We start from the raw sequence: 12616 nt of genomic DNA, 5'->3' as shown, positions 1-12616 counted from the left end.
CATATAGTTTAGTTACTTGCTTTAAGAGATCCCCAACTCGCTCGTCCCTCGCTCTCGGGGATGACGATATAATTTATTGAAATAAAAGGGCTGACACAAAATGCCAACCCTTTTAGATATCATCCCGAATCCCTTTATTTTTCAAACAACTCGGTATGCAGTTTCTGAATCGCTTGCTTTGATACCGATTCTTCAACTAAAAAGCACAGGTTGTGCGGGCTTGCGCCGTAGCAGATCATGCGTAGGTTAAAGTCTTCAAGCGTACTGAATACTTGTTTTGCGTAGCCTCTGCTTTCACTCATGTTGTTACCGATCAGTGCGACTAAACACAGGTTGTGTTCCACCTCTACGGTACACAACTCTTCAAGCTCTATACGGGCAGCTTCTGGCAGCTGCGGTGCGCCACCAGAGGTATCTGTTTGATCTAAGGTTAGTGAAACACTGATCTCTGATGTGGTAATCAAGTCGACTGAGATTTTGTGTTTAGCGAGAATTTCAAACACCTTGGCCAGAAAGCCATAAGCATGGAACATGTTGGCGCTACGCAGTGTCACCATCGTTTGGTTGCAACGTAGGGCTAGTGCACGGAACAAAGGTGAGCTTTCTACTTGATGGCGAATCCAAGTGCCTCCTTTTTGAGGCTCTTTTGAAGAGCCAACAAAGACTGGAATATCATGGCGTAAGGCCGGAAGTAGTGTCGATGGATGAAGAATCTTAGCACCAAAATTAGCCATTTCGGATGCTTCGCTAAAGCTAATCTCAGGAATAGGTGAGGCCTTAGGAGCAATGCGTGGATCTGTGGTGTAAATACCGGGAACGTCGGTCCAAATTTCCAATCCAGATGCCTCAACCGCTTCTGCGATCAAGGCTGCACTGTAGTCGCTACCGCCACGACCTAAAGTGGTGGTGTTGCCTTCGGCGTCAGAGCCGATAAAGCCTTGCGTAATAACGACCGCGTCTTGGCATAGAGGAACTAATGATTGCTTTGCAAGGCTACTAATTTGCTCAAGTTGAGGCTCTGCTTTACCAAAATTACTATCGGTGCGTAGGATGTCACGAATATCAAAACGTACCGCATTGATGCCACGCTCTCTCATCAATTGAGCAAGCAGGTGAGTCGACATCAATTCCCCACATGCAACTAAGTGGTCGGTCAATTTGTGGCTGGATTGAATAGAAGCGGCTTCAGCAAGACTAGTTACGGTATCGAGAATCGCGTAGACATCGCTAGCTGCTTGGGTTGAGTCTTGTAGTTGTTCCAGTACAGCATCATGAATTTGCGCCAGTTTAGTGAGAATCTCACTGCGACGAACTTGATCTTGAACGCCGTTAGCCAATTCAACTAACAAGTTGGTTACACCTGAACAGGCGCTGCTAACAACGAGTTTAGTGTTTGGATTATCTTCAATAATTGCAGTACAGCGGCTCATTGCCTCAAAGTTAGCGACGCTTGTTCCACCAAATTTAGCTACATTAAAACTGCTCACAGCATTTCTCCCACGACTTCCTAAAATAAAAACTTTTGGTAGCTATACCAACATCCAATGTTTTGCTTTGATGAAGAGAATTGAGCGAAAGAGAGAGGGTCTTTATTTGTATGACTTACCTCAGAAGCTCATCATCAGACTGAGCTGATGACAGTTGTAGGGATTCAACCCTAACAACCGACAGATCTAAACCAACACTTCAGATCTACCTCGGCACTGCTCCCCCTCAAAGTGTTGTATAGGATTTGTGGCTCCACAACACGTCTACCTGGGCAGTGCTCCTCTTCTGCAAAAAAATTTGCTATGTGGCATAAATATTCGCCACATATCCGCATTGAACGTTTTTCTGTGAACTATGTCAATGAGAATTTGTAACTTTATGCCTTTTTATAATTAACAAACTTGTGACACTGGTTTGACCTCAATACTTTGGGCTAATTGCTGCCAGCAAAGAATTGAATTAAGGTGGGTTTAAGGAAGTAAAGATAGAACAAAAATTAAATTGATATTAAAAAGGAGCTGCCAATGACGATTCAAAGTTTTATCCCCCCACATCGCATTTTAATGGGGCCTGGACCTTCAGATATTTCCCCTCAAGTGCTACAAGCTTTGAGTCGCCCAACTGTTGGTCATTTAGACCCTTTGTTTGTCGGTATGATGGATGAATTGAAGTCACTACTTAAATACGCGTTCCAAACGGAAAATGAATTTACCATTGCGGTTTCTGCCCCAGGTAGTGCAGGGATGGAAACCTGTTTCGTTAACCTGATTGAGCCGGGTGAAAAGGTGATTATTTGTCGTAACGGTGTGTTTGGTGAACGTATGCGTGAAAATGTTGTACGCGCAGGCGGCATTGCTGAAGTTGTCGATGATGAATGGGGCGCTCCGGTTTCCGTCGATAAAGTCGAGCAAGCATTGAAAGCTCACCCTGATGCTAAGATTCTTGCCTTTGTTCACGCCGAAACTTCAACTGGTGCGTGTAGCGATGCAGAAGCTTTGGGTAAACTAGCTAAGCAGTATGGCGTGTTAACCATTGTTGATGCAGTGACTTCTCTTGGTGGTGTGCCACTAAAAGTAGACGAGTGGCAGCTTGATGCGGTTTACTCAGGTAGTCAGAAGTGTTTATCTTGTGTTCCAGGCTTGTCACCTGTGACGTTTTCCCCTGCGGCAATAGAGAAAATTCAATCACGTACTACACCTGTTCAAAGCTGGTTTCTTGATCAGAGTTTAGTGCTCGGATATTGGAGTGGTGAAGGTAAGCGCAGCTACCATCATACAGCGCCAGTCAACAGCTTGTATGCCTTGCATGAATCTCTGTTAATTCTAAAGAATGAGGGGTTAGAAAATGCTTGGCAGCGACATCGCGACATGCATGAAAAACTTAAACAAGGCTTGGAGAAGTTAGGCTTTGAGTTCGTTGTCGAGCAGGACTCTCGCTTGCCTCAGCTAAACGCTATTTATGTTCCGCAAGGTATTGATGAAGCGAAAGTTCGTACACACTTGCTTGAGACCTATAATCTAGAAATTGGCGCTGGTTTAGGCGCTTTAGCAGGTAAAGCTTGGCGTATTGGCTTGATGGGTTACGGTGCTCGCGCTGAAAATGTCGCGTTATGCTTACGAGCGCTCGAAGAGTCATTGACGCAATAGTAGTCTCAATAATATATAAGCCAATAAGGCGACCTTATGGTCGCCTTAATTATATCAATAGACTCTAGTTAGTCTCTTTTTCACTGTCAGCCTTTAAGGCATCTATATTCGGTGGGATGTACTGCACCTCAGAAAAATCTCTCTCTGGGAACAAGAATTGAGCTTCACTACGTATTTGTTCTGCTTTAACACTCTCTCCCAATCCTTGATAGGCCAAGATCAAATTGTTATAGAAAGCAGGTCGAGGTTTATCTTTAATAACCTTCAGTGACCAATCTATATATGGCTGGATAAACTGGGGATCTTGCTTATATAAGCCAATGTTGAGATAGGTGCTATAAATATCCCAATCGTATCTGTCTTTCCAAACTACAGGGTTGGTGACTTGGTTCAGTACGTCAGGATCTTTAGGCTGTGAGCGCTCAAACTGGGTAAGCACGTAATTGGTATGCAAAGTGGTCAGCATATAGAAGCTCGTCACAATCGGTATGACTAAGCTAAACACCCGTAGCGCCGTCTTGGAGATAATACTGAATGGCGCTTGGCGATAACTGCTCGCCCTTTGATCTACCCAATAAAGTAGAACAACGAAGGTTATCCAGTGGATAGCAGAATGATAGAACGGATACTCAAGCTGACTGTGCAAGACAATGGGAACAAACAGAGCAAACATCGCTAAACGAGTGCCCTTCTTAGCTTGATAGAGACGAGCGAGTACAAACAGTGCCGCGAGCACTATTGCAAGTAGTGGCAACAGTCCGCCTTCTACTCCCCAATACAATAGCTCGTTATGCGGATGATCCATAGCCGCCAAACCAGGTTTATAACTATCATTGAGCTGGTGCTGCCTAGCGGTATACACAATATATTCAGGCTCAAATCGACCGTAGCCATAACCAGTAAATGGCTTCTCGATCAACATATCCAAAGATTGTGAGTAGATCTTTTGTCTCACGTCTTCAGTTCTTAACTTTTCTTCAATTAGTTCGTTATTTGTTGGGTAAAAATTCGCGATCGCAAAAGCGAGTGATAGACCAGAAAAAATAGAAATCATCCAACCCCAAAAACGTTTTTTGGTGGCGAATTTATAGATATAAGGTAAGAGGAATGAGGTAGATAGCAAAGCGGCTAACCAACCTGTACGAGAAGCTAAAAAAATCAATAGTGGAATAGTTAATGTAGGCATTAAATACAACAATGCCACTTCACTGATTTTACGTTGGTATTTGGTTGGGTGTCGAGTGAGCAAGTAGCCCGATAAGGCTAATCCAGTCGCGAGAAAACTGGCCATTACATTGGGCTGTTGGAATATACCATAGGGGCGGTTAGCTTCGGTGTTGTAGCCGAATAGATTACCTGGCTCTAACCATAAGTACTGTAGCCAGCCGAGAACTGCCTCAATAAAGACAGCAATGGTGATAAACCATAACAAACGTTGCTTCTGTTTATTGCTGAAACGAAATTGTTGCAATACGACAAATAGAATATACCCTGCCCACAGACCAGTTAGTTTACCAAGTGATAACTCAATACTTGAGCCAGCGTATATCACAGGTAAGGTGAGCATGATGCAGCACACAAACAAGCCAATCGTAAGTTTGTTGTACCTGAGACTGCCATCACTGCCGAGCTGGTATAAGCCTAGCGCAATAGAAAAGCTGATTGCTAGCCATGTGGTTGGGTTAAATGCCAATGCGAGTCCTGCTCCCCCAGGGTTGGGCATGAAGAAGTGCATCGCGAGTAGGAAGACTATCCCAACACTAGCTAAGAAAGGTTTGGTTAATGGGATCTTTGGCGCCTTTTTTTCAAGCTCTGTCCCTGCTACATGTGTGGTCGCCATAAATATTGATACCTCAAACAAACAGACCAGTGAAGATGTTCACTGGTCTGCAAATTCTACTATTAATTGCTATTTTAACATAGGCTTGAGGAATCGGGCAGTATGAGAGCCTTCGATGAGTGACACATCTTCAGGTGTACCTTGAGCAACGATCTCTCCACCACCTTGACCACCTTCAGGGCCCAAATCGACAATCCAGTCTGCAGTTTTGATGACATCAAGGTTATGCTCTATCACCACTACAGTATTGCCATGATCACGTAGGCGATGCAAAACGGTTAGTAATTGTTGAATATCGTGGAAGTGCAATCCTGTGGTCGGTTCATCCAATATGTATAAGGTTTTACCTGTATCACGCTTAGATAGCTCACGAGCGAGTTTAACACGCTGCGCCTCACCACCAGATAAGGTCGTTGCAGCCTGACCCAAACGAATATAGGACAGACCGACATCCATCAAGGTTTGTAGCTTACGGGCTATCACTGGGACAGGATCGAAAAATCCGCGTGCATCCTCGACTGTCATCTCTAGCACTTCATCAATTGTTTTGCCTTTGTAGTGCACTTCTAGGGTTTCGCGGTTGTAGCGCTTACCTTTACACACATCACAAGGAACATAAACGTCTGGCAGGAAGTGCATTTCTACTTTGATCACGCCATCCCCCTGGCAAGCCTCACATCGACCGCCCCGAACATTGAAACTAAAGCGTCCAGGCTTATATCCACGTGAGCGTGACTCTTGAGTGCCGGCAAACAATTCACGAATCGGTGTGAATATGCCTGTGTATGTGGCTGGGTTTGAACGCGGGGTACGACCAATTGGGCTTTGGTCGATGTCGATCACTTTGTCAAAATGCTCTAGCCCTTTAATTTTCTTGTATGGAGCCGGCATGGCCGTCGTCGCACCATTTAACTGGGTATGAGCAATTTTAAAGAATGTATCGTTGACCAGAGTGGATTTACCTGATCCCGATACTCCGGTGATACAGCTAAACAGACCGACGGGAATTTCTAGAGTGACATCTTTTAAGTTATTACCTGATGCGCCAATCAGTTCGACGACTTTCTTTTTATTTTTAGGTGTGCGGTGACTTGGCACTGCGATCTGTTTTTTACCGCTGAGGTATTGGCCGGTCAAAGAATTAGGGTTAGCAAGGATGTCACTCATTGTGCCTTCGGCAACTACGTTACCGCCATGTACACCAGCACCGGGGCCAATATCAATCACGTGATCAGCAATACGGATCGCATCTTCATCATGTTCAACCACCAAGACAGTATTGCCGAGATCGCGTAAGTGAGTCAGAGTTTTTAGTAGACGTTCGTTATCACGCTGATGAAGGCCAATTGAAGGTTCGTCGAGCACATACATCACACCAACTAGACCAGCACCAATTTGACTGGCTAGGCGAATTCGTTGCGCTTCACCACCTGATAAGGTTTCTGCACTGCGAGACAAATTAAGGTAATTCAAACCAACATTGACGAGGAACTGCAGTCGATCGTTGATCTCTTTCATTACTTTTTCAGCTATCTGAGCACGTTGTCCTTCGAGTTGTAAGCACGCAAAGAAACCTAACGCATCGGCAATGCTCAGTTCGACAATCTCAGGTAGTGTGGTATCACCGATAAAGACGTTACGTGCTTCTAAACGTAGACGACTACCATCACAGCTTGAGCAGGTCTTGGTCGAGATATATTTAGCCAGATCTTCACGCACAGCATTTGATTCGGTATCTCGATAGCGACGTTCAAGGGTATTCAAAATGCCTTCAAATGGGTGGCGTTTAACTCGAATATCACCGCGATCATTAATGTACTTAAACTCGACTTCAGTACGCCCCGATCCAGTAAGGATGATATCGCGAGTTTTCGTTGGTAAAGATTTAAATGGGACTTGAAGATCGAACTCATAGTGCTCAGCCAGAGATGATAGCATTTGGAAGTAGTAGTAGTTCTTTTGATCCCAACCACGAATTGCGCCTTCCGCTAAGCTAAGCGAGTCATCTACGATCACACGTGCAGGGTCGAAATATTGCTGTACACCAAGACCGTCACAGGTGTGACAAGCGCCTGCTGGGTTATTGAAAGAGAATAGGCGCGGTTCTAACTCTTGCATGCTATAACCACAATGTGGACAGGCGAAGTTGGCGGAGAAGACGATCTCTTCTCCGTTGCCATCCATAGGAGCAATCACTGCTATGCCGCCAGAGAGTTCTAGTGCCGTTTCAAACGATTCAGCAAGACGCTGTTGTAGATCACCACGCACCTTAAAGCGATCAACCACGACTTCGATGGTGTGTTTCTTATGCAGTTCTAGCGGTGGTGGATCTGAGAGATCGCAAGTTTCACCATCAATTCTGGCGCGGATAAATCCCTGCGCCGCGAGGTTTTCGAGCGTTTTAACGTGCTCACCTTTACGCTCTTTAACGATAGGTGCGAGCAGCATCATCTTCGAGCCTTCAGGTAACTCAAGGACCTTATCGACCATTTGCGAAACTGTCTGAGCGGCCAATGGTGCTTTATGTTCCGGACAGCGAGGCTCACCAACTCGGGCATACAATAATCTTAGATAGTCATAGACCTCAGTAATAGTACCCACGGTGGAACGAGGGTTGTGAGAGGTGGACTTCTGTTCAATCGAGATCGCTGGGGATAAACCTTCAATATGGTCTACGTCTGGCTTCTCCATCAATGACAAGAACTGACGAGCATAAGCTGACAAGGACTCGACATAACGACGCTGCCCTTCAGCGTACAAGGTGTCAAAAGCGAGAGAGGACTTACCTGAACCAGATAGACCTGTAATGACGATTAATTTATCGCGAGGTATGGTTAAGTTAATATTTTTCAGGTTATGGGTGCGGGCACCACGGACTTCTATCTGATCCATTCTCAACACTCTAGGCAAAAATAAGTTGGCTAAGTATTACATAGTGTGAGAAATGTGCAAAGAAATACTGGATAAAAAAACAGTAAAAGGCAGCTGTGTAGAGCTGCCTTTTTGGTCGATAGGTGCGGTTTGGAGTTAGACGTTTTCTTTGGTTGTCTTTTGTTTACCTAACTCCGACTTGTGCGCGTCTTTTAAATAGAGATTTTCAAAACAGTAGTTAGTGGCTTCGATATAACCTTCGACACTACCACAGTCAAAACGCTGACCTTTGAATTTGTATGCTAAGACACAGCCTGCTTTGGCTTGCTTGAGTAGTGCATCCGTGATTTGGATCTCACCGCCTTTGCCAGGCTCGGTGTTTTCAATCAATTCAAAGATATCTGGAGTAAGAATATAGCGGCCAATAATAGCTAAGTTGCTTGGCGCTGTTCCAGGTTCTGGTTTCTCCACCATATCATCGACGCGGAAGATATCGTCTTTGATCATTTCACCCGAGATAACACCGTATTTATGGGTTTCATCTGCTGGTACTTCTTGGACTGCAACAATCGAGCAGCGGAACTGTTTGAACAGTGCGACCATCTGCGCTAACACACCTTCTTGCTCGTTAACACACAAGTCATCGGCTAACACGACCGCAAAAGGCTCATCGCCGATCAGCTCTTTGCCAGTAAGAATTGCATGCCCTAAGCCTTTCATTTCACGTTGGCGAATATAAGTGAAATTCGCACTTTCAATTATGTCGCGAATATCAACCAGCAGTTCTTCTTTGTTAGTACCGCTAATTTGATGTTCCAATTCGTAGTTTTTATCAAAGTGATCCATGATCGAGTGCTTACCGCGACCAGTGACGATACACATCCCATTCATGCCCGCTTGGATTGCTTCCTCAACGCCATATTCGATCAGCGGCTTATTGACCACTGGCATCATCTCTTTTGGCATTGATTTGGTGGCAGGTAAAAATCGTGTACCGTACCCCGCTGCTGGAAACAGGCATTTCTTTATCATGGTTCAACCCTTTCTATAAATACTTATTCTTAAACTGGCGCAACAATAGCACAAGGGCTATGAATTGTTCATGAATGAACGCCAACAATGCTAAAGAAAACCAGGTTGTTTTTACAATTAAGACAAAGGCCGCATATGTTGCTTTGCCCAGGCGGCTGCCTGAACTCGGTTTTTAACGCTCAGCTTTTTAAAAATTTTTTGTAGGTGGGATTTTACTGTGAACTCACTGATAAACATATCATCGGCAATTTGGATGTTGGAAGCGCCTGACATTAAACAGCGCAAGATTTGTAATTCACGGGTAGTGAGGTCAACAGTAGCGGGAGTGGTATGCGTATCAACCACGTTGCGATAGTGGAATAGCAGTTGCGCTGTTACCTTTCTTGGCAACCAAGTATCACCATTGATAATGCCCTCATAACCTTTGACGAGCTTTTCAATCTCTGAGTTTTGATAGAACACCCCTTTTAAGTGACCAAATGCTAACAGTTCGTCTGTGGTTAAGCGGTGGCAAACGTTGAATATAATGGTTTCGAATGATTTGTCGGCCAGTGGCAGGTCGCTAATGATATTTTTAAGCTGACTGTATTCTTGATAGTCAATGATTAGGATACGATGTTTATACTGTTGTAGAGCAAGTAAGAGGTCACTTGGTGCCATGGTCGGAATGGAGGTATCCATTTGCTGCTCTAATCGTTGAATAGTGGCGTTGGGTTTATCGGTGTCGGTTAGAAAATAAATGGTTCGCGCATAGATGTTTTTAGCCATGAGTCCCTCATTGCTGACGTTGATTATTGTTTTAATCCAGAGTGACTTAACCCACAGATAAGTGCGAATTAGGGTGTGGGCTTTGCGTTTTATTTCATAGTATTCGGTAATTAACTAATTTCTCAATCTCGATAAAGTTTGAAATTTCTCTAAAACTGTGTCGCGGGAGTTATGTGTAGATAATGTTTGTCGACATTGTAGTGACAGACATTTGTACCTAGCGTAAAGCGTGTTATCCTATTGCGCTATTTCTTAATCAATACCAAAGTTAGACGGAGCGAAACATGGCTAGCCGTGGAGTTAACAAAGTTATTTTAGTCGGTAATCTGGGCTCTGACCCGGAAGTACGTTACATGCCAAGTGGCGGTGCTGTAGCCAATATTACTATCGCGACGTCTGAATCGTGGCGTGATAAAGCAACTGGTGAACAACGTGAAAAAACGGAATGGCACCGTGTCGCGCTATTCGGCAAGCTAGCAGAAGTTGCAGGTGAGTATCTACGCAAAGGCTCGCAGGTATACGTTGAAGGCCAACTTCAAACACGTAAATGGCAAGATCAAAGTGGTCAAGACCGTTACACAACAGAAGTCGTTGTTCAGGGCTTTAATGGTGTTATGCAGATGCTTGGTGGTCGTGCTCAAGGTGGCGCTCCAGCACAGGGTGGTATGGGGCAACAGCAACCTCAGCAAGGTGGTTGGGGACAGCCTCAGCAGCCAGCAATGCAGCAGCAACCAGCTCAACAACCACAGTCTCAGCCTCAGCAAGCTCAACCGCAGTATAATGAGCCGCCAATGGATTTTGATGACGACATCCCATTCTAAGTGTTTGTTATTGAAAAAAAGCCGCGCAAGTCGCGGCTTTTTTATATAGTAAATAGTAGGAATAGTATTGGTGGAAGTGCTTGTTTCTTCACTTAGCGTTGATTTTAGCTGGCACATATAGAAAGGATGTCTTAATTCATGAGGTATACCCCTACCTTAAAGCTCAGTACTCGCTTGGTTGCTTTTGTGACCATGATTGTTATCAGTGCTATGTTTATCCTTTTCTTAGGTGGCACCTTATCCTTTAAACGTCTTGGCCAAGAATACTTAGATCAGTCTCTCAAAGGCATTGTTGAAGTCCTTGATAAAGAAATGGAAGACCCAGATGCGGCCTACTCGCTGCAGAGGTGGATGCCAAAAATGCTTCAAGCTTCGAATATTGTTGAGATGGAGCTGCTGTCTGAGTACGGGGTGATCTACCGCTTCAAAGATACCTCCTCTAAAGTGAATACCGCACTGCTTTACGATATCGAGTACACCTTAGAGAGAAACCAAGGCTACCGTATTCGTTTTAAAGCTATTCCTCCTTACATTGGTTATGGCTACTCTATTCAAGCATTGTGGTCGATAACGTTTGCCGTAGCTTTTATTGTCTTTTGTTTGGTTCAGGGGCTTAAATGGCTGAAAGAGCAGCTACACGGTTCGGAACTGCTCGAGGAGCGAGGACGGATGATTCTTGCGGGTCGTGTAGAAGAGCATTCAGTTGGTGATGAAAAAGAGTGGCCTTTCACCGCTAGCCAAGCATTAGATAGATTGATTGAGGAATTGCAAGATGCTCGCCAGGAGCGCAGTCGCTTTGATACCTTTATTCGCAGTCAGACCTTTCTTGATCAGTTAACAGGTACCGCAAACCGAGTATTGTTTGATAGTAAACTAGAAGCTGCTTTGTCTGAGCATGGTTCTCATGGGGGCGTATTAATCTTGAGGGTTGATGATTGGGAGCAAATTGAAGAGGAACATGCAAAACAAGAGGCCAATGATTTTCTTATCAGTGTTGGTGAAGGGTTAAACAACGTCATACAGCGTTATCCTGATGTTATCTTGTCTCGCTATTACAATTCTGACTTTGCGATATTCGCCCCTAATCTTTCGAGCAAAGAAGTCTCTAATGTTGCTGCACACTGTCTTAAGCAGTTAGCAAAGTTGAACCCTCCTTCGCCTCTAGAAAGCGATAACTGGGTGCATATCGGAGTCAGTATGTATCGCGAAGGTGAGAGCCAAGGTCGCATTCTTGATGAAGCGGAAACGGCGCTAAAAAGTGCTCAGTTGCAACGAATCAACACGTGGAGCCGTTTTAAGAAGCTCGTCAACCAAGATGAAGAGCGTGGTAGCGTTCGCTGGCGTACTTTGCTCGATGTCGCTCTACAACCAGATCAGCTCTATATTTTTTCTCAGCCCTGCTACTTATTGGATAAGCAAAATGAACCAGTAGTGGATCATTTCGAATTGTTCGCTCGTATCAATGATCCAGAAAAAGGGGTGATAAAAGCGTCACGTTTTAACTCTGCTGTTGAGTCAGTAGGTTACGAGGCAATGCTAGATAAAGCTGTGGTGAAGACAATAATTCGCCACCTAAGACATTCAAATGATTCGAATAGTTACTCTATTAATCTGCATGTGGTACCTTTTGCAGAACGGAGTTTCTTTAAATGGTTTCGTGATGAGCTGTTACAGCTCACTTCGGAACAACGAGCTAGGCTCTCGTTTGAGTTTGCCGAGGCTCGCTTGGTTAAGCATTTAGATTACATACGTCCAGTCGCTAAAATGATTACCGGGTTAGGATGCAGCGTAGTTGTCGGGCAAGCTGGGCGGTCAATAGTAAGCACCCACTATCTTAAAGAGTTCCCAGTGAGCTGTTTGAAACTGCATCGCAGCTTAATAAAAAGAATCGATCAACGCCATGAGAATCAATTGTTTGTTCGCAGTCTACTCGGGGCATGTGCTGGACTCAAAACTCAGGTTATTGCGGTAGGTGTCGATAACAAACAAGAATATCGAACCATGTTAGAGCTTGGTGTTCACGGAATTCAAGGACGGTATTTAGCAGCGGAGCAGCAAATACTACCGCAGCCGAATGAGTGTGCGACTCCGCGAGTCACTCAGAGCAAAGTTCAAATAGGACGCCGAAATCGTTGGCGCAAAGCGTAAAA

Annotated in this window: 8 protein-coding genes and 1 riboswitch; of the genes, 3 read left to right on the top strand and 5 right to left on the bottom strand. The window is 44.6% G+C overall.

Features of this window, described 5'->3' with window-relative positions; all coding sequences use genetic code 11:
• Window positions 1-134 precede the first annotated feature (134 nt).
• Window positions 135-1487 carry a lysine-sensitive aspartokinase 3 gene (gene lysC / locus ZX61_RS09550; RefSeq protein ID WP_049844409.1) on the bottom strand — a complete coding sequence of 451 codons (1353 nt, stop codon included), beginning with the start codon at window positions 1485-1487 and terminating at the stop codon, window positions 135-137.
• A gap of 116 nt (window positions 1488-1603) precedes the next feature.
• Window positions 1604-1781: riboswitch (Lysine riboswitch) on the bottom strand.
• 231 nt (window positions 1782-2012) lie between these two features.
• Here lysC and ZX61_RS09545 point away from each other — a divergent pair.
• Entirely contained in the window at window positions 2013-3134 is a 1122-nt protein-coding gene (locus ZX61_RS09545) for a pyridoxal-phosphate-dependent aminotransferase family protein (RefSeq protein WP_049844408.1), read from the top strand.
• Between the two features lie 64 nt (window positions 3135-3198).
• Here the strand turns inward: ZX61_RS09545 and ZX61_RS09540 are convergent, their stop codons facing one another.
• The 4 genes from ZX61_RS09540 to ZX61_RS09525 form a co-directional block, all read right to left on the bottom strand.
• A complete protein-coding gene (locus ZX61_RS09540; protein ID WP_049844407.1) occupies window positions 3199-4974 on the bottom strand; it encodes a PglL family O-oligosaccharyltransferase in 1776 nt (591 codons plus the stop codon).
• A gap of 69 nt (window positions 4975-5043) precedes the next feature.
• Window positions 5044-7866 (bottom strand): excinuclease ABC subunit UvrA, encoded by a 2823-nt coding sequence (uvrA, locus tag ZX61_RS09535; protein ID WP_049844406.1) that lies wholly within the window; start codon window positions 7864-7866, stop codon window positions 5044-5046.
• A gap of 135 nt (window positions 7867-8001) precedes the next feature.
• The gene (galU, locus tag ZX61_RS09530; RefSeq protein ID WP_049844405.1) at window positions 8002-8877 is read right to left on the bottom strand and encodes a UTP--glucose-1-phosphate uridylyltransferase GalU; all 876 of its coding nucleotides are present in this window, start codon (window positions 8875-8877) and stop codon (window positions 8002-8004) included.
• 117 nt (window positions 8878-8994) lie between these two features.
• Window positions 8995-9645, bottom strand: a complete 651-nt coding sequence (locus tag ZX61_RS09525; RefSeq protein ID WP_049844404.1) for a LuxR C-terminal-related transcriptional regulator — start codon at window positions 9643-9645, stop codon at window positions 8995-8997.
• A gap of 284 nt (window positions 9646-9929) precedes the next feature.
• Here ZX61_RS09525 and ZX61_RS09520 point away from each other — a divergent pair, with 284 nt between their 5' ends.
• Window positions 9930-10466 carry a single-stranded DNA-binding protein gene (locus ZX61_RS09520; RefSeq protein ID WP_049844403.1) on the top strand — a complete coding sequence of 179 codons (537 nt, stop codon included), beginning with the start codon at window positions 9930-9932 and terminating at the stop codon, window positions 10464-10466.
• A 138-nt stretch (window positions 10467-10604) separates the two neighbouring features.
• Complete coding sequence (csrD, locus tag ZX61_RS09515) at window positions 10605-12614, top strand: RNase E specificity factor CsrD (protein WP_049844402.1); 2010 nt, start codon at window positions 10605-10607, stop codon at window positions 12612-12614.
• Window positions 12615-12616 lie beyond the last annotated feature (2 nt).

This window comes from Vibrio sp. VPAP30 (assembly GCF_001188205.1).
GTDB lineage: Bacteria > Pseudomonadota > Gammaproteobacteria > Enterobacterales > Vibrionaceae > Vibrio > Vibrio bivalvicida.
The sequence above is the reverse complement of the archived record's forward strand: the minus strand, read 5'-3'. Positions and strand labels throughout refer to the sequence as shown.